Origin of the sequence: Olsenella sp. DNF00959 (assembly GCF_001553055.1) — a bacterium.
GTDB classification, from domain to species: domain Bacteria; phylum Actinomycetota; class Coriobacteriia; order Coriobacteriales; family Atopobiaceae; genus Olsenella_I; species Olsenella_I phocaeensis.
This window is the reverse complement of the sequence record NZ_KQ960133.1, coordinates 524558-542256: the sequence shown is the minus strand read 5'-3', so window position 1 is coordinate 542256 and position 17699 is coordinate 524558. Positions and strand designations below refer to the sequence as shown.

Below are 17699 nucleotides of genomic sequence, written 5' to 3'. Positions count from 1 at the left end.
GGGCGCGCCTCTCCCCCGCTTCCAAGCGGGTCGCCAGCGGCGAATTTTGCTCTGGCCAAACCATCTAAATAAAAAAGCCGCCGCGGGGCGTGGAGTGCCCGCGGCGGCATGGGGTGGAAAGGGAAGACACCCCGAAGAGAGGGACGTATTCGTTTGCGCTAGTGCTCGGTGACGTCCTGGAAGAACTCCCAGGCCTCGGAGTCGGTGGCGCCCTCGTGCACGATCATGCGGACTGCCTGCGTCATTTCCACGGGATGGGTGCTCTGGAAGATGTTACGACCCATGTCGACTCCGTGGGCGCCCTTCTGGATGACGCTGTAGGCCATGTGCAGTGCGTCGCGCTCGGGGACCTTCTTTCCTCCCGCGACAACAATGGGCACGGGGCACGCGGCGACGACCTCCTCGAAGTCCTCGCAGTCGTAGGTCTTCACGAGCTGGCAGCCCATCTCTGCAATGATGCGCGTGGCGAGCTTGAAGTAGCGACCCGTGCGCTCCATGTCCTTGCCCACGGCGCAGACGCCGAGGGTGGGAACGCTGTAGCGCATGCCGGCGTTGATGACTCGGCTGAGGTTGTCGATGCTGGAGAGCTGCCCGTCCCCGCCAATGAAGACCTGAGTGGCCATGCAGTCGGCGTTCATGCGAATGGCGTCCTCGATGTCGACGGCGACCACCTCATGGCTGAGGTCTGCCTGCAGCATGGAAGAGCCGGAGCTCACGCGCAGGGCGATGCCCTTGGTCGACTCGGGAGCGACGCAGCTGCGGATGGCTCCGCGCGTGCCCATGAACACGTCGACATAGGGAGCGAGCTTGGGCAGGAGGAGGTCAAGACGCTCGAGCCCGGCGGTGGAGCCCATGAAATAGCCGTGGTCGAAGGCGAGCATGACAGTGTTGCCGCTCTTTGCGTCGAAGATGTTGGAGAGGTGCTTCTTCATGCCCCAGTCAAGGTTGTTGGCCCCCTTGACATAGAAGCCCTCGTTGTTCGCGAAGGGCACGTCCACGTGATAGTCCTTAGCGACCTTGAGCCCGTCCAAATCTGCCATGGTTTTCCTTTCTCATAGTGGCGTGGGGCGATGCCGAGCACAGCGCTTCGGCATCGCCCCATCGATTGCCCTTGCCTAGAAGGAGTAGTCGTTCATGTTCTCCTTCGTGAAGACCAGACGCTCCGGGAGCAGCACAACGCCGTTGTTCTTGTCGGCCGTCTTGGCTCCCTCGGCGATGCTGTCGTTGGACTCGACCTCGACCTTTCCGATTCCGGGAATGTCGATGTTGTCCCCCACCTTGGCCTCGTTGCCCGCAGCGAGGTACGCAGCCACATAGCAGCCCATGGCACCCTGGACGCCGCAATCCCAGAGGCCCCAGTTGTAGATGGTCCCGTGCTCGCAGTACGACTTGATGGACATAGGCGATGCGAAGCCCGTGATGGTGATCTTAGACTGGTCGTAGCCCTTGTTCTCGGCGGCCTGAAGCTGGCCAGGAAGCGCGGTGGAGTCGTTGCAGATGATCAGGTCAATCTGGGGGAAGGCATCGAGCACGGCCTCGCCGATGGTGATCGCCTGCTCGGCGTCCTGGTTCGAGTAGTAGTTCTCGTGGACGTTCTTCCAGTTGGGGTACTTCTCCTTGATGGTCTTCTCTGCGGCGACCTGCCAGGAGTTCTGGTCGGTGACGGTGGCCTGCGAGTAGTGCCAGACGTAGGTGATCTCGTCCTTCTCGGGATCCTTGCCACGCTGCTTGAGGCCGTCGACAGACATGTCAATCAGCATCTGCCCCAGAATCTCGGGCGTACCCTGGGAAACCATGAGGGTGCGGTCCTCGGGATTGGCGTCGGAGTCCCAGGTGGTGACGACGATGCCGGCATCCGTCGCCTTCTTGAGGGCGTCGGAGACGCCGCCGGCGTCAACCGTCGAGATGCAGATGGCGTCAACGCCATTTGCGACCGCCTGGTTGATGACAGAGACCTGAGCGGACACCGAGGCGGTCGCGTCGCCGATGTAGTCGACGGTGATCCCCCAGTCCTTTGCCTTCTCCTGGGCGCCGTTGTTCGCGGACTCGAAGAATGCGTTGCCGGTCACCTTGGGGATGAACGCGACGGTCTTGCCCTTGATGTCACCAGTGGTAGCGGCTTCACTCCCTCCCGAGGATGTGTCGGAGCTCTGGCTGCCGCAGCCAGCGAGTCCAAGTCCAGCGACAGTTGCCGAAAAGCCCATTACCTTCAGGAAACTACGACGAGATACGTTCTTCATAGCGCAACCTCCATCTTTCCTGGCCTGCCTAGGCCTTGACCTTGGGGCCATTGCCCACCTTGCTTGAAACCAGCGTCCGTAGCATGGACAGGTAGCCCGTGCTACTAGCCGCAGAACGCCCAACGATGACCGCGACGAGCAAGATTCCAACGGGTATGTTCAGGTACTGGGTGCCCACCTTGAAGCAAAGGGGAAGCCCAAACTTGAGAAACGCGATGGCAAATGAGGCGAGCGCGGTGCCGATGATCGAGCCCTTGCCGCCCGTCGAGAGGGTGCCACCCAACACGACCGCGGTGATGATGTCCATGGTGAGGCTTCCGCCCAGGTCGGACTTGGCCGTGCCGAGATATGCGGTGAGCACGATGCCCGCGATGGCAGCCGCGACGGCGCTCAGGACATAGGTGGACATGATCACAAGCCTGCTGTTGATGCCAGAGAACTCGGCTGCCTGGGCATTGACGCCAGTGAGAATCACCTTGCGACCATACTTGGTCTTATGGAGCAGGATGAAGGCTATTGCGAACATGGCGACATAGATGAGCAGCTGGAAGGGGATGGCTCCAAATACCTGGTAGCTGGCGATGAACTTGAACTCTTCGGGGAAACCACCGATGCCCTGGTAGCTCTCGGTGCTGGAGAGGGTGGAGATGAGAAGTGCGATTCCCGAATAGAGGAAGCTGCCGCCCAGCGTGACCACCATGGCCTGAACCCCGCAGTACGCAATCAGGAAGCCTGAGAATGCGCCGCAGGCAATGCAGATAAGCACTGCCAAGGCGACCGCAGCCCAAATCGAGAAGCCAAAGTCCTGCCAGGCGACGCCGATGGTGATAGACGTAAGTCCCACGAGGGACGCAACCTGGATGTCGATGCCCCCCGTGACCATGACAAGGGTGACGAACAGGGCAATCATGAACACGGGCAGGTTGTCATTGATGCTGGTGAACAGCAGCGCCGGACGCAGGAACTTGGGGTTGGCAGCGCCGAACACAACAAACTCGAGTACGAGCAGGCCAATGAGAATGAGGTTCCAACTTGCCTGGCCCTTGGTGAGAAGCTGCTTGATACGCGTCATCTACGCCTCGCCTCCTTCCTGGGCCTTCTCCATTGCAGCGGCAGCCACTTCAGTGCCAGAGGAGACACGGGCGGCAAGGCGCGCGTGGCGGTTCTTGACGATGGCACGACGCTGCAGGAGGGCGTCAACCACGACGATCACGATGAGGATGATGCCGGTGATGGCGTTGTCGTAGTTGGACGAGAAGCCCATGAAGACCAGCAGGTAGCTGATCGAGGCCATGATGACAGCGCCGATGGCGGACCCCACGACGGACCCCACGCCACCCAGGAGGCTGATGCCGCCGAGCACGCAGGCGGCGATGGCCTTCATCTCGTAGCCGTTGCCGCTGGCGGGGGTGACGAAGCCGATGCGGCTGCAGAAGATGATGCCTCCGATTGCCGCCATGACTCCGCAAATGACATAGGCCAGGATCTTGGTGGTGCGGGTGGGCAGGCCCACGAGCGTGGCGCCCTGGGCGTTGTCGCCCACGGCGTGAAAGTAGCGACCGCGCTTAGTCCTGACAAGAAGGAGCTGAATAACGGCCACCAGCACGATGGTGGCGCAGTAGTAGACCGTCAGATCGCCCACGGCAGTCACGGAAGAGAAGTCCTTGAACCCCTTGGGAAGGTTCTCCACCCAGGCACCATTGGTGTAGACGTAAACGATTCCGCGAAGAACGCCATTCACGCCCAAGGTGAAGATGAGCGACGGAGCCTTCATGACGGCCACGCCCCAGGCATTGATGAGTCCGATCATGGCACCAATCACGACCCCGACGATGATGGCCAGGCCCATGGACTGGCCATCTCGCAACATGCTGCCGACAACAGCGGCGACCAGGCCGAGGTTGGCGCCGACCGAGACATCGATCTCGCCAATGAATAGCGTGAAGGCCATTCCCACGGCAACCAGCGTGTACACCACCGAGGTGTTGAAGCAGGCCGAGATGTTGGAGGGGGTCAGGAACGCCGGGTTGATGAGGCCGACCACCAAGAAGAGGATGACCAGGAACGCGAAGCTGCTCATGCTCCGCGCATGAAGGAGGTTCTTGATGCGTCCCATTAGTCGGTCACCGCCTTTGCGTCAGCCTGATACACGCCAAACGCAGCAGCGGTCAGGTTCTCCTGAACGATCTGGTCCTTGCCGAACTCCTGAACGATGCGTCCCTGGTACATGACCAGCGCGCGATCCGAGAGCTCCACGATCTCTTCCATGTCGGAAGAGATGAGGAGGATGGACACCCCCGTGTCCCTGAGCTCCTGCAGCACCGCATAGACGTCACCACGGGCCGCAGCATCAATGCCGCGGGTGGGCTCGTCGAGGATGACCACCTTGGGCGACGTGGAGAATGCCCGCCCTATGACGGTCTTCTGCTGGTTGCCGCCAGAGAGACCTCCCACCTCCTGGTCGAGTCCGGTCACCTTGGTGCGGAAGCGGTCCACGTAGCTCTGCGAGACCCTCTCCTCTTCCTTGGAGTTGAGAAAGAACCTGCCCATCCGGCTACTGGAGAGTAGGGCGCTGGTCGTGTTTTCGGCAACACCGCGAATGCGGTAGAGACCATCGTTGAAGCGGTCCTCAGGAACGTAGTTAAGTCCCATCGAGATGACCTGGCGCGTCTTGCGGCCGGTAATGTCCTGCCCGTTGAGCGTCACGCTCCCGCCGAGCACCTTGTCCCTGCCGAAGATCGTGGTCGCCATCTCCGTGCGCCCGGCACCAACGACGCCTGCCAAGCCCACGATCTCTCCGGGATAGATGTCGAAGCTGACGTCCGAGAAGCCATAGCCCGAAAAGTCCCGCACCCTAAGAACGGGCTCCTGGGAATAGTCGATCTCGCATGCGCTGTCCCCGGTCGTCGCACCATCCACGCTCGCGTCTTCCGGAAGCAGACCGCGCACCAGGTCGTCCCGGGTGAACTCGAATACGTTTCCCTGTGTGGTCACGATGCCGTCACGCAGAATCGCCACCGTCGTACCGATCTCAAAGACCTCGGAAAGGCGGTGGGTGATATAGATGATGCCAATGCCCTTCTTCTGAAGTTCCTCGACACAGGCAAGGAGGCTTTGGACCTCGTCAAAGGTGAGGGCAGAGGTGGGCTCGTCCAAGATGAGCACCTTGGGATTGCGCATGAGGCCACGCAGGATCTCGACCATGCCCTGCTCGGCGATGGAGAGCGTGGATGCCTTGCAATCAAGGTCAAGAGACCATCCGATTTCCGCCATGACGGACTTCAGACGGCTCTCCAGCTCGGAAGCTCCCTCGTCAAAGCCGATGACGACGTTCTCGCGCACGGTCATGTTGGGAAAGAGCATGGGCTCCTGAGGCACCATGTAGATGCTGTGCTCCAACGCTGCCTTGGGGTTGGAGATGTCGACCTTCTTGCCCGCAATGGTGATTTCTCCGCTGTCAGCAGAGTAAATCCCCATGATGATCTTCATCAGCGTGGACTTGCCCGCTCCGTTGCCTCCAATAAGAGCGAGCACCTGGCTTTCGCAGAGATCGAGGCTGATGCCCTTCAGAACTTCGTTGGAGCCGAAGGACTTGTAGATGTTCTGCACCGAGAGCAGCGTGTTGGGAACCTGGTAGCTAACTCTCGCTTCATCCCGCCCTACGGTGCCGTTCTGACTGTCGGCAGCTTCCACGTGGCCTCCCTTCCCTAGTGGTAAGAGAGACGAGCCCCTGGGGGGGTCCATCCCTTTATCTGGACGATAAAACCCGCTTGGCGCACGGGCCACTGACCGGAACATGAGCGGTAGAAAAGTGCCAATGAATGGCAAATTGTTTCTACTTGTGACGTTTGTTCCAACCTTGAGTACGGTTTGTGAACTAGGTGAGTTACATGTCGCCTCCACTCCGGATGAACTGCCCCAATCTGGTCGAAGTGAATCTAACCATCTTATTAACTGCTTATTTAATCTTTATCTTCGCATCGGTCCCAGCCGACCGATCCCTCCGCTCGAACAAGTCGAAATTGACTTATCGCTAGCATGGCTGTATATCTGTTTTCGAACTCCTGTCTGATATATGGACATTTGTTCTACAGCTCATCGCAAGGAGGCGAATGTCTTGTCGGAAGTCGAGTACTCTCTCACGCTCAAGGCCGCTTGGTACTACTACATGGAGAGCTATACGCAGCAAGAAATCTCGTCCCTCATGGGTATTTCTCGCGCGAAGGTGATTCGCCTTTTGGACGACGCGCGGCAGAACGGCATCATACGGTTCAACTTCCGCGAGGACGACAACGCGCGCATGAGCACCGAGAGAAACCTGGTCAAGACGTTCGGGCTGGACGACGCCATGGTCGTGCCCACGCCGGTAGACCAGTCCGCGCTTCTTGACAGCATCGCGCGTGCCGCGGCCATGTACATCACCTACCACCTCAAGCCAGGCGGCTACCTGAACATCGGCTACGGCGACACGATGGGGCTGACCCTCAGCCACCTCGCAAACAGTGGCCGAAAGGACTTCAGCGTAGTCAGCCTGACGGGAGGCGTAAGCTTCTACCTGCCCAAAGTTCCCCTGGGCTCCCTCAACATGAAGCTCTACCTAACCCCCACGCCTCTCATTCTCTCGTCAGTCGAGCTCAAGGAGGCGCTCATGAGGGAGCCGACCATCCAGGGCATCAGCCGCATGACGGAGCTGGCCGACATGACGGTCATGAGCATGGGCGCCCTCACGGAGAACGCCACCATCATGCGAAATGGGATCATCAACGCAAACGACCTTGCACTCCTGCGGATGGAGGGGTGCGTGGGTGACATCCTCAACCACTTCATTGACAGCAAGGGCGAGGTCATCCCCACCAGCATCGACAGCAGGTCCGTGAGCACGAGCCTGGAAAGCCTCTGTGCCATGAAAAACGTCGTGGGAGTTGCCGGTGGTGCCGAGAAGGTGGCCGTGCTGCGTGCGGCGCTGGCACACGACTACCTCAACGTGCTCATAACGGACGAGAAGACGGCACTGGGACTGCTCGGGAACTGACGGTCGCACGAATTAGGGGATGGTGACAATGGAAAGGTATCTATTGGCGTTGGACGCGGGAACAGGCAGCATACGCGCTGTGTTGTTCTCGACTGCGGGCGAGCAGGTTGCCGTCGCCCAACGAGAGTGGGAGCACCATGAGGACCCCCGCTGGCCAGGTAGCATGGACTTCGACTGGGTTGGGGGCTGGGACCTCGCTCGCAACTGCGTGAAGGGGGTCCTGTCCGACTCCAAGGTCGACCCCAGCAGCATCGCTGCCATTTCAACCACCTGCATGCGCGAGGGGATCGTCCTCTACGACGACCAGGGCCAAGAGATCTGGGCCTGTGCCAACGTCGACGCCCGCAGCAACGACGAGGTGGGCGAGCTCATCAGAATGAACCCCGAGCTCGAGCGCGAGATCTATCGCGAGAGTGGCCAGACCTATGCGCTCGGAGCGCTCCCTCGCCTACTCTGGGTAAAGAACAAGATGCCCGAGGTCTACGAGCGCTGTGCGCGCGTGGGTATGTTCAACGACTGGCTCATATACAAGCTCACTGGAGTCCTCGCGGTGGAGCCCAGCAATGGCAGCACCACGGGAATGATGAGCCTAGAGAGGCGGGACTGGGATCCGTCGATTGCCGAGCGCTGCGGTCTCAAGACTGACATCTTCGGCAAGGTGCTCGAGTGTGGCTCGCGCGCGGGGGAGGTAAGCGCCTGGGGTTCCGAGCAGACTGGCCTCGCCGAGGGGACGCCCGTGATAGTGGGTGGCGGAGACTGCCAGCTAGGCATGATCGGCATAGACGCCTGCGAGCCGGGACAGGCCGGGGTCTTTGGCGGAAGCTTCTGGCAGTACGAGTTCAACACTGCCAGCGCCACGACCGATCCCGACTGTCGCGTGCGCGTCAACTGCCATGCCATCCCAAAGGTATGGCAGTACGAGGCGCTGGCATTCAAGCCCGGCCTGGTGATGCGCTGGTATCGCGATGGCTTCTGCCAGGCGGAGAAGGCTGAGGCGGCGACGCTCGGCAAGGACGCCTACGACCTCATGAACGAGAGGGCCGAGAAGGTTCCTGCGGGTAGCTATGGCATGCTCTGCTGCTTCAGCGACGTAATGAACTTCATCCACTGGACTCATGCCAGCCCTACCTTCACCAACTTCGAGCTCGACCCAGAGCGCTTCGACAAGTACTGCTTCTATCGCGCCATACTCGAGAACACCGCGCTCCTCGTGCGCGGACACATCGACCTGGTGCGCGAGGCAACGGGCAACGAGCCAGACGAGCTCATCTTTGCAGGCGGCGCCTCGAAGAGCCCACTCTGGGCGCAGATCGTGGCTGACGTCTGCAACAAGGTGGTGAAGGTACCTCGGGTGAAGGAGGCAACAGCGCTGGGTGCCGCAGTGCTCGCCGGATATGGCGTGGGCATCTATCCCAGCATCGCCGACGGCGCCCACCAGGTGGTCAAGTGGGATCGGAGCTATACGCCCAACCAAGAGAACCGTACCGTCTATGACGAGCTTTACGCCAATTGGCGCAAGCTCTATGCAGAGCAGCTGCGCCTCAGCGAGCAGGGCATCACCAAGGGAATGTGGAGCGCGCCGGGCATCTAGGGCCAAAGCACGGACTCCATCACATGCCATCACGACGTTTCGGAAGGGACCATGCGCATGTTTATCGTCAACGAGAACGACTTCGAGTATCGCTTCGGCGACTCTGGACCCAAGTACCTCATGAAGGGCCCTCGCATGAACTATGCCCTCGTGCAGTTCCAGCCCGGCCAGGATTTCCAGGCTCACTTCCACAACGTGATGGAAGAGAACTTCTATATCCTCACTGGCAAGGTGGACATCGTGATTGACGGCGTTGTGCACACGCTGTCCGAAGGCGACTTCATCCACATCGAGCCCAGCGAGGTCCACTACGTGCGAAACCCTTATGACCAGGCTGTAAAGATGGTTTCGACCCTTGCTCCCTTCCAGGAATCCGACAAGGTCGAGACAGAGAACCCTGTGTACTAGGGATCAAGTGACGTCAGAATATGACCTCCAGGGGACCTTCCAGACTGAGCGGAGGGCCCCTGGCCTGTGTTTGGTCCCATGCTCTCGTTCGCACGGCCTTGGCGAAGTCCCGTCTCCTCGCCAATTGGAAAGGGACATAGTGTCGGCGGGCGCGCCTCTCCCCCGCCGACAGCCCGTGCTGCCCCGCCGAAAACCCCACCAACCACGGACGCGGACCCTCCCGTTCGCGCTAGCCTACGGGTCAGCGGGCCTACCCGCTCATGCTCATTCCTTGGGGAGAGGAGCTCCTATGCCGGTTGCCACCAGACCGTTTGGCCACTGCGAGGATGGCCGGGAGGTCCACCTGTACGAGCTTCAGAACTCCTCGGGCATGCGCGCCTGCGTCACGGACCTCGGCGCCTGCCTGCAGGCGGTCGTCGTCCCCGACGGGAGGGGCAGCTTCGTCGATGTGACCCTGGGTTACGACGGCGCGCCCGGCTACCTGCACAACGGCGCAGACTTCGGGGCCATCGTGGGCAGAAACGCCAACCGCATCGCCGGCGCGAGCTTCGAGCTGGCCGGCACGACCTACCACCTCGCGGCAAACGACGGCCCCAACAGCCTGCACTCGGGCCCGCGCTTCTGGTTCGAGCGCCTCTGGAAGCTCGCCGACGGCCCGCGCCAGAACGGGGACGGCAGCTGCCAGCTCACGCTCAACCTCCTGAGCAGGCCGGGCGACCAGGGATTCCCCGGTGCGCTCGACGTCTTTCTCACCTACCGCCTCTTCGAGGACGACCGCCTCGAGCTGAGCTTCGAGGCCACGCCCTCAGCCACCACCATCGTCAACCTGACCTGCCATGCCTACTGGAACCTCAACGGCCATGCCGCCGGCTCTGTCCTCTCGCACGAGCTCTGGCTCGACTGCGACCGCTACACCCCCTCCGACGCCCGGCTCATCCCCACCGGAGAGCTCGCCGACGTCACGGGCACCCCGTACGACTTCCGCAGCGCGAAGGCGCTGGGTCGCGACATATGGCTCGTTCCCGGAGGCTATGACACCAACTTCGTCCTGAAGAACGACGAGAGGGTGGAGAGGGTCGCCCGCCTCACGGGTGACCAGAGCGGAATCTGGATGGACGTCTGGACCGATGCCCCGGGCCTGCAGCTCTACACCGCAGGCGGGCTCGACGCCCTGGGCAAGGGCGGCGTGCATCATGGCCGCTTCGACGGCGTCGCCCTCGAGACCCAGTTCTTCCCCGACGCCATCCACCACAAGAACTTCCCCCAGCCGGTCTACGCGCCGGGACACCCCTTCGTCTCGCGCACGGTCTTCGCCTTCGGGCACGCCGAACGCTAGGGCCGCCAGCGCCGCAAGCTCCCTCATCGCATGCGCCACCCGTGCGCATGCCGCGCTCCGCCCGTGCACGAGCGCGTCCGACGCGTCCGCCTCGCGCTCGAAAGCGTCCAACGCGTGCGATACAAACGCGAAAACGTCCAACGCGTCTTTGAGCTCACCGCCAACTGGGCAAACGTGAGGCTCTCAGACGCGTTGGACGTACTCGGCGGAAATTCAGACGCGTTGGACGTACTCGGCGGGCATTCGGACGCATCGGACGTACCCGGCGGGCATTCGGACGCATCGGACGTACTCGGCTGCAGGCTGCACGCGTTGGACGCCATCGCGAGACAAAGCGCACGTGGCGCCAGGCGAGAGTCGCCCGCCTACGCCGTCGCGGGCTGCTGCTCCGCTGCGTCCTCCACGTGGTAGCGCTTGTACACGTAAGCCGTGATGAGCGGTGTCAGGATGGCCGTCACGATGGCGGCTGCCGCCACCTGCGCCGTCGCCGTGGCCAGCACGGCCCCGCCGAAGCGCTCGGCGCTGACGGAGGCCATGGCCGCCGGGGTGGCCACGTTGGCACCCGCGCAGCTCGAGATGGCCGCGCCAGCCACGCCGGTACCGCCCGTCGCACGGTCGGCGGCGACGGTCACGAGCGCGCCGCCCACGGAGCAGATGACGCCCAGCAGGATGCCGGGAAGTCCCGCCTGCACGATCTGGCTCAGGGTCATCGTGGAGCCCATCGCGAAGAAGGTCAGGATGATGATGCCGGGAAGGCCGGCCGAGAGGGTCTTCTTGAGGCTGGGGAAGCAGTTGCCCAGCACGATGCCCAGCAGGATGGGCAGCACGGCACCTAGAAGGCTCCAGCCCAAAGGCGCCTGCCCGGCGGCACCCAGCACGATCATGGTGACGGGAGGGCCGACCACCAGGGTGGTCACGGCGACGGCACCACGCTCGACCTCGGTGCCGTAGTCTCCCATGAGCCCCGCGTAGAGCGAGTTGTTCGCGCCGGAGCAGGCGGCAAGGATGACCATGGACGAGAGTCCCAGCAGGTTGTCGCCCAGAGCGAACTGCACGATGAGCGCCAGCGCCACGCAGAAGACGACCTTGGTCGCGATGATGATCGCGCCACGGACGGCGGCCTTCGGCGCTGACTCGAACGAGATTGTGGTGCCCACCATGACCAGGAAGGCGCCGACGAGCGCGCCCGTACCTCCGGTGGTCATGGCCGTGGTGAAGCTCCCCAGGGCGAAGACCTGTGGGAAGAAGGTGTTGATGGTGCAGGCGAGGAGCAGGGGCACGAGGATGTTGGCCCCGGGGATGCGGCCGAGCATCTTGAAGAAGCCGCCGCCCTTCTCCGCCTTGGTTGTTGCCTCGGACATGTGCGCTTCCCTTCGGTTTGCCTGCGCATGCTTCGGGGCCCTGGCCGAGCCGGGCCCCAATTGGTCGTACGACGTGACGTGCGCGGATGCTTACCCGTCCATCACGATTCCTCCGTCACAGTCCCCCACCTCGCCGTTGACGAAGCTCGCGAGGTCGGACGCGAAGAAGAGCACCATCTGCGCGGGCTCGGAAGGCTCGGCGGCACGGCCCAGCGGGATGATCGAGATGACCTTGTCGTGCTTGACCGGGTCCTCGCTGAGCGCGGTGGTCATGCTGGTCAGGGTGAAGGAGGGGCAGACGGCGTTGCACGAGATGCCGTACTTGCCGCCCTCCTTGGCGATGGCCTTGGTGAGACCGTTCACGCCTGCCTTGGACGAGGCGTAGGCAGCGGTGCCCAGCAGACCCCCGCCGATCTTGCCGGCCACGGACGAGACGTTGACGATACGCCCGCCGCCGTGCTCCTTGAAGTAGGGGAAGATCGCGCTGCACATGGTGAAGGTGCCCGTGAGGTTGACGTCGATGGTGCGCTTCCACTCCGCGTCGTCGACCTCCTCGAAGGGCTTGGCCGAGATGACGCCCGCGTCATTGATCAGGATGTTGATGCCCGGGACCTCATCCAGAATCTGCGCGACGGTCGCGCGCACCGCAGCGGGGTCTCCCACGTCGAGCCGGTAGTAGTGGTTGCCCTCCCCCAGCGACGCCACGAACTCCCTGCCGCGCTGCTCGTTGAGCCCGATGACAACGACGTGGCCGCCACCCTCGACGATGCCCTTGCAGATCTCGGCGCCGATGCCGCGGGTGCCGCCGGTGACGATCGCGGTCTTGCCCGTGAAGTCAAAAGCCATGCCCTGCTCCCTTCCATGTCGCAGCTTGTTTGCCGCAGAGAGCTTGGACCCTTTGGAGGCTGCATTTTATTCAGATTTGTAAACTATCGAATATTGTTCATGCGAAATTTGTATTCAGATTACTGGTCCTTTACTTCGTCCTCAAAGGTCAGCGTCCTTCTCGACAAGCACGATTCGCATGCATTCTTTTATGAGAGCCACTGCATAATTCATTCGTTCACATTTCCTACACAAGACACGCCGGCGACGCGCGACATCATGACGGATGGCTTCGAGCACCCACGACGTCAAACGCGCGTCTCTCAGCAAGAAATACGTCAAACGCGTCCGAAGCACTCACGTTTGCCCAGTTGAGCAGGCGAGAAAAAACGCGTTGGACGTAGTCGGGCATTTTTCGCACGCGTTCGACGTAGTCGAGTGTTCCTTGCACGCGTTGGACGTAGTCGGACAACTCTCGCACGCGTTGGACGTATTCGGTGGAGAGACGCGCGCGTTCGACGTCGTGGGTGGGCATCGTGGGCAACACGAGGCGGGCGCCGACCAACCTGCGGCCGACGCCCGTGCGTCAATCAAATCTTCAAAGTGGTAAGTGGTGAGACGTGGCCTACGCCAGTCGCGCCTCCGCAGCCTTCTCGGCCTCGTTCGCACGCCTGAAGTCGGCAAGCCAGGTCCTATAGCCCGCGACGTCGTCCGCATCGGGCTCGAGCGTCAGCTGCTCCATGCCCGCGAAGACGCGCTCGTCCAGGAAGCTCGGGAGCGACTGTCCCTCTGCCTTGTTGACCATGTACGAGGCGGCCACGGCCTGGCCCCAGGCGCCGCCCTCCCCTGCCGTCGCCATAACGGTGACAGGCGCCTCGAGCGCCGCCGCAAGCAGGCCCTGAGCCACCTTGGGCGTCTTGAAGATGCCCCCGTGCCCGTACAGCTTGTCGATGCGCACGCCCTCCTCGCGCAGGGCCTCGTTGCCTGCAGCCAGCGCGCCGAAGGCCGCCATGATGTGGCAGCGCATGAAGTTGGCGACGTCCAGCCGCGCGTTCTGCCTACGCAGGAAGAGGGGAAAGCCCGTCTGGACGCCCATGACCGTCTCGCCCGAGACGAAGGGCACGGACACCAGGCCACCCGCGTCCTTCTCGCCCTCCAGGGCCGCATTGAACAGGGTGGCGAAGATGCTGGCCTTGTCCGCCTCCTGGCCCATGACGCGCAGGAAGTCGGCGAGGAGGTCGACCCAGGCGTTGATGTCGGAGCTGCAGTTGTTGCAGTGGACCATGGCGACGGGGTCTCCCATAGGGGTGGTGACGAGGTCGATCAGCGGGTTGGAGGGGTCCTTGAGCGCGTGCTCGAGCACGACCATCGAGAAGACGGAGGTCCCAGCCGAGACGTTGCCCGTGCGCGGGGCCACCGCGTTGGTGGCGATCATGCCGGTGCCGGCGTCGCCCTCGGGCGGGCAGACGGGGCAGCCCGCCTCGAGGTCCCCGTCGTGGTCGAGGAAGCGCGCGCCCTCCTCGCTCAGGTGTCCCGCGACCTCCCCGGCAAGCATCACGCGAGGGAGAAGGTCCTCGGCCTTCCACACGACCCCCCTTTGGGCCACGAGCTCGTCGAACTTGGCCAGCATGCCCGCGTCGTAGTCCTTGGTCGCGGAGTCGATGGGGAACATGCCGGAGGCGTCGCCCACCGAGAGCACGTGCTCGCCCGTGAGCCTGCGATGCGCGTAGCCTGCCAGGGTGGTGAGGCTCGCGATGCGTCCCACGTGCTCCTCGTCGTCGAGCACGGCCTGGTAGAGGTGGCTCACGCTCCAGCGCTCGGGGATGTGGAAGCCGAAGAGGCCCGAGAGCTCACGGGCGGCGCGGGTCGTGGTTGTGTTGCGCCAGGTGCGGAAGGGCACCAGGAGCTCGCCTGCGGCGTCGAAGGGCAGGTAGCCGTGCATCATGGCACTCACTCCCAGGCCCGCGACGCGGCGCAGGGTCACGCCGTAGCGTGCGAGCACGTCCGCCTTGAGCGCGGCGTAGGCGGCCGCGATGCCCTCGTCCAGCTCCTCCTGGGCGTAGGTCCAGTAGCCGTCGACCAGGGAGTTCTCCCAGTCGAAGGCGCCGATGGCGACGGGCTGGTCGTCCGCGTCGTCCAGGACGGCCTTGATGCGAGTGGACCCGTACTCGATGCCCAGGGTGCACTTCCCCGCCTCGAGCTCCTGGGCGATCTGCTGTGTGGTCTTCGTCATGTCTCCTCCAAGGGAAGGACCGCAACCCACGAGGGGCTGCGGCCCAGGTCAGCCAGAGATGGGGGCGGTGGCGGGCATGTCGGCCCGCCGTCCGCGGGGCCTAGCGGTAGTACACCTCGCCCAGCTTGAGGTCGCGCTGGAAGTCGCGGAGCCTGGTGTTCTCGTCAATCACCACAGCCTCGATGCCCATGGCCTCGGCCCAGTCGACCATCTGGTCGGCCGAGAGGTCGTAGGACATGGCGGTATGGTGCGCGCCGCCGGCATAAATCCAGGCGGTGGTGCCCACCTTGAGGTCGGGGCGCGGCGTCCAGAAGACGGTGCCGGTGGGCAGGAGCGGCATGGGCTTCTCGACCTTCTTGCAGTCCACGTCCTGGATGATCAGGCGGAAGCGGTTGCCCAGGTCGACGAGGGAGGTGGCGATGGCGGGGCCGGTCTTGGCGGTGAAGATGAGGCGCGCGGGGTCCTCGCGGTCGCCCATCGAGAGCGGGGTCGCGCGGATCGAGACCTTGCCGTCGGCCACGGAGGGGTCGACCTCGGTCATGTGGGACTCGAGTATGCCCTCCTTGCCCTTGACCAGGTTGTAGGTGTAGTCCTCCATGAGCGCGGAGCCCTTGGCGCCCGCCATGCCGGCGGTCATGACCTTCATCAGGCGCACCATGGCAGGGGTCTTCCAGTCGCCCTCGGGGCCGAAGCCGTAGCCCTTCTGCATGAGGCGCTGGATGGCCAGGGACGGCAGCTGCTTGAGGCCGCCCAGGTCGCCGAAGTGGTCAGAGAAGGCGTTGTAGCCGTGCTCGACCAGGAAGCGCTCGATGCCGATCTCCTGGGCCGCCTGGACCTCGACGTGACGGCGGAACTCCTCGGGGTCACGGCCGTCCAGCACCAGGTCGTAGCTGTCGTAGTACTCGTCGGTCAGGGCCTTGGCCTCGGCGTCCGTCACGCCCTCCACGTAGGGGACGAGGTCGTTCACGGGCCAGGCGTCGACGGTCCAGCCAAACTTGACCTCGGCCTCGATCTTGTCGCCGTCGGTCACCGCGACGTTGCGCATGGTGTCGGCGAAGCGGGCCACGCGGATGTTGCGGCTCTCGTTGACGCCCACGGTCACGCGCTGCCAGGCACCGAGCTCGGCCTGGGCCTCGGGGTCCTTCCAGAAGCCGAAGACCACCTTGTGGTTCCAGCGCATGCGGGCGAAGATGTGCCCCAGCTCGCGCTCGCCGTGGGCGGCCTGGTTCTCGTTCATGAAGTCCATGTCGATGGTATCGTAGGGAATCTCTTCGTTGTACTGGGTCGCGAACTGGCAGAGCGGCTTGCGCAGGTCCTGCAGGCCCAGGATGTAGGACTTGGCGGGCGAGAAGGTATGCGCCCAGGTGATGATGCCGGCGCACTCGTCGTCCACGTTCGCGGCGTTGAAGGTGGCGCGGATGACGTCGCTGGTGAGTAGGTTGGGCTTGAGCACGACCTCGAAGGGCACGAGCTTGCTTGCGTTGAGCTCGGCCACGACCTCGGCCGCGTGTTGGGCGACGTGCTCGAGCACCTCGTCGCCATAGAGGTCCTGGGTGCAGGGGCAGAACCAGAACTTGTACTGCTTGATCTTCAGCATGAAGAGCCTCCTTTTGCGAGCCGCGTTTTCGCGGCGATGCCGTTCGGGAGGGGAGGCCCCGGGCGGGACCTCCCCGAGAGAGGGCTACTTGATGACCTGGTTGCCCTCGCGGTCGGAGAAGAGCGCCAGGAAGATGAGGAACACGACGCCCATGATGAGCTGCTTGGGGGCCGCCTCGAAGCCCATCATCGAGAGGCCGCGGTCCAGGATGCAGTAGGTCAGGACGCCCACGACGATGTTGGAGAAGCGCACCTTGGCGCCGCCCGAGATGGGCAGGCCTCCCAGGACGAGGGCGAGCATGATCTGGGTCTCCATCATGTTGCCACCGGTGGCCGTGACCGAGCCGTTGCGGATGGCCAGGATGAAGGCGGCGAATCCCGTGATGCAGCCTGCCGCCACGTAGACCAGGACCTTGGTGCGCTGGACGTCGATGCCCGCGAAGCGCGCCGCCGTCTGCCCCGCGCCGATGGCCTTGAGGTTCGAGCCCAGCGGCGTGAAGGTGAACACGGCATAGAAGACCACAAGGCAGGCGATGGTGATAGCCATGAGCAGCGTGGGGTTATTGAGGTCGGCCTGCAGGTAGCCGGCACCCTGTGCGGGCGAGTTGGTGGTGAGGAAGGCCACCACGCCGCGGAGCAGGAACATGGTGCAGATCGTGACGATGAACGAGGCTATCTGCCTCCGCACGTGGAAGTACGCGTTGACCGCGCCGATCGCGGCGCCCGTGGCGATTCCGCCCAGGACGGCCAGGACCGGGTTGACCTGCGAGAGGTAGCACACCACGATGCAGCAGACGCCAATCATGGAGCCCTGGCTGAAGTCGAGCGAGCCCATGGACATGATCATGAACACGCCGATGGCCGCGATCATGAGCACGTAGGTCGAGTTGAGGATGAGCCTGATGTTCTTGACCTGGACGAGCTTTCCGCCGGTGGCGACGGCAAAGAACAGGAAGATCAGGAGGAAGCCGAGCAGCGGCAGGATGGATCGCACGTTGATCTTGGAGAGAAGTCCAGACTTGGTCTGCTCGTCACTCTCGCCTGCCACGGTGGCAACGCCGTTGGTTTCAGTCATCT

At 63.1% G+C, this 17699-nt stretch carries 14 protein-coding genes; 4 read left to right on the top strand and 10 right to left on the bottom strand.

The genetic code is table 11. The features are described from left to right. Positions 1–158 precede the first annotated feature (158 nt). The 5 genes from lsrF to HMPREF1868_RS09255 all read right to left on the bottom strand — a co-directional run bounded on the left by lsrF (position 159) and on the right by HMPREF1868_RS09255 (position 5933). A complete protein-coding gene (gene lsrF / locus HMPREF1868_RS09275) occupies positions 159–1040 on the bottom strand; it encodes a 3-hydroxy-5-phosphonooxypentane-2,4-dione thiolase (protein ID WP_062531777.1) in 882 nt (293 codons plus the stop codon). A gap of 75 nt (positions 1041–1115) precedes the next feature. Next, positions 1116–2240, bottom strand: a complete 1125-nt coding sequence (locus HMPREF1868_RS09270) for a substrate-binding domain-containing protein (protein WP_062531776.1) — start codon at positions 2238–2240, stop codon at positions 1116–1118. 28 nt (positions 2241–2268) lie between these two features. Beyond that, on the bottom strand, positions 2269–3312 hold the full coding sequence (locus HMPREF1868_RS09265; RefSeq protein ID WP_129583275.1) for an ABC transporter permease: 1044 nt from the start codon (positions 3310–3312) through the stop codon (positions 2269–2271). Then, positions 3313–4356, bottom strand: a complete 1044-nt coding sequence (locus tag HMPREF1868_RS09260; RefSeq protein WP_062531775.1) for an ABC transporter permease — start codon at positions 4354–4356, stop codon at positions 3313–3315. After that, positions 4356–5933: a sugar ABC transporter ATP-binding protein gene (locus HMPREF1868_RS09255; RefSeq protein WP_231782287.1), complete on the bottom strand. Its 1578-nt coding sequence runs from the start codon at positions 5931–5933 to the stop codon at positions 4356–4358. Before HMPREF1868_RS09255 ends, HMPREF1868_RS09260 begins: the two co-directional genes overlap by 1 nt. A gap of 424 nt (positions 5934–6357) precedes the next feature. Between HMPREF1868_RS09255 and HMPREF1868_RS09250 the strand changes: the two genes are divergently transcribed. From HMPREF1868_RS09250 to HMPREF1868_RS09235, 4 genes are all read left to right on the top strand, one after another. After that, positions 6358–7272: a sugar-binding transcriptional regulator gene (locus tag HMPREF1868_RS09250; protein ID WP_062531774.1), complete on the top strand. Its 915-nt coding sequence runs from the start codon at positions 6358–6360 to the stop codon at positions 7270–7272. Positions 7273–7291: 19 nt separating this feature from the next. Next, on the top strand, positions 7292–8863 hold the full coding sequence (gene lsrK, locus HMPREF1868_RS09245; protein ID WP_369817535.1) for an autoinducer-2 kinase: 1572 nt from the start codon (positions 7292–7294) through the stop codon (positions 8861–8863). Positions 8864–8914: 51 nt separating this feature from the next. Next, positions 8915–9271, top strand: a complete 357-nt coding sequence (locus HMPREF1868_RS09240) for a cupin domain-containing protein (protein WP_231782285.1) — start codon at positions 8915–8917, stop codon at positions 9269–9271. A gap of 289 nt (positions 9272–9560) precedes the next feature. Further along, positions 9561–10607 (top strand): aldose epimerase family protein, encoded by a 1047-nt coding sequence (locus HMPREF1868_RS09235; RefSeq protein ID WP_062531772.1) that lies wholly within the window; start codon positions 9561–9563, stop codon positions 10605–10607. 365 nt (positions 10608–10972) lie between these two features. Here the strand turns inward: HMPREF1868_RS09235 and HMPREF1868_RS09230 are convergent, their stop codons facing one another. The 5 genes from HMPREF1868_RS09230 to HMPREF1868_RS09210 form a co-directional block, all read right to left on the bottom strand. Continuing rightward, positions 10973–11968 carry a 2-keto-3-deoxygluconate permease gene (locus HMPREF1868_RS09230; RefSeq protein WP_062531771.1) on the bottom strand — a complete coding sequence of 332 codons (996 nt, stop codon included), beginning with the start codon at positions 11966–11968 and terminating at the stop codon, positions 10973–10975. Positions 11969–12058: 90 nt separating this feature from the next. Continuing rightward, a complete protein-coding gene (locus HMPREF1868_RS09225) occupies positions 12059–12814 on the bottom strand; it encodes an SDR family NAD(P)-dependent oxidoreductase (RefSeq protein ID WP_062531770.1) in 756 nt (251 codons plus the stop codon). A gap of 604 nt (positions 12815–13418) precedes the next feature. After that, a complete protein-coding gene (locus HMPREF1868_RS09220; protein WP_062531769.1) occupies positions 13419–15026 on the bottom strand; it encodes a xylulokinase in 1608 nt (535 codons plus the stop codon). 100 nt (positions 15027–15126) lie between these two features. After that, positions 15127–16623 carry an L-arabinose isomerase gene (gene araA / locus HMPREF1868_RS09215; protein ID WP_062531768.1) on the bottom strand — a complete coding sequence of 499 codons (1497 nt, stop codon included), beginning with the start codon at positions 16621–16623 and terminating at the stop codon, positions 15127–15129. A gap of 84 nt (positions 16624–16707) precedes the next feature. Next, positions 16708–17697, bottom strand: a complete 990-nt coding sequence (locus HMPREF1868_RS09210) for an ABC transporter permease (protein ID WP_062531767.1) — start codon at positions 17695–17697, stop codon at positions 16708–16710. Positions 17698–17699: the final 2 nt, after the last annotated feature.

Coding starts and splice junctions, on each gene's coding strand:
- HMPREF1868_RS09225 (WP_062531770.1), bottom strand. CDS start 12,814: ATGGCTTTTGACTTCACGGGCAAGACCGCGATCGTCACCGGCGGCACC.
- HMPREF1868_RS09235 (WP_062531772.1), top strand. CDS start 9,561: ATGCCGGTTGCCACCAGACCGTTTGGCCACTGCGAGGATGGCCGGGAG.
- HMPREF1868_RS09220 (WP_062531769.1), bottom strand. CDS start 15,026: ATGACGAAGACCACACAGCAGATCGCCCAGGAGCTCGAGGCGGGGAAG.
- lsrF (WP_062531777.1), bottom strand. CDS start 1,040: ATGGCAGATTTGGACGGGCTCAAGGTCGCTAAGGACTATCACGTGGAC.
- HMPREF1868_RS09265 (WP_129583275.1), bottom strand. CDS start 3,312: ATGACGCGTATCAAGCAGCTTCTCACCAAGGGCCAGGCAAGTTGGAAC.
- lsrK (WP_369817535.1), top strand. CDS start 7,292: ATGGTGACAATGGAAAGGTATCTATTGGCGTTGGACGCGGGAACAGGC.
- HMPREF1868_RS09240 (WP_231782285.1), top strand. CDS start 8,915: ATGCGCATGTTTATCGTCAACGAGAACGACTTCGAGTATCGCTTCGGC.
- araA (WP_062531768.1), bottom strand. CDS start 16,623: ATGCTGAAGATCAAGCAGTACAAGTTCTGGTTCTGCCCCTGCACCCAG.
- HMPREF1868_RS09210 (WP_062531767.1), bottom strand. CDS start 17,697: ATGACTGAAACCAACGGCGTTGCCACCGTGGCAGGCGAGAGTGACGAG.
- HMPREF1868_RS09260 (WP_062531775.1), bottom strand. CDS start 4,356: ATGGGACGCATCAAGAACCTCCTTCATGCGCGGAGCATGAGCAGCTTC.
- HMPREF1868_RS09270 (WP_062531776.1), bottom strand. CDS start 2,240: ATGAAGAACGTATCTCGTCGTAGTTTCCTGAAGGTAATGGGCTTTTCG.
- HMPREF1868_RS09230 (WP_062531771.1), bottom strand. CDS start 11,968: ATGTCCGAGGCAACAACCAAGGCGGAGAAGGGCGGCGGCTTCTTCAAG.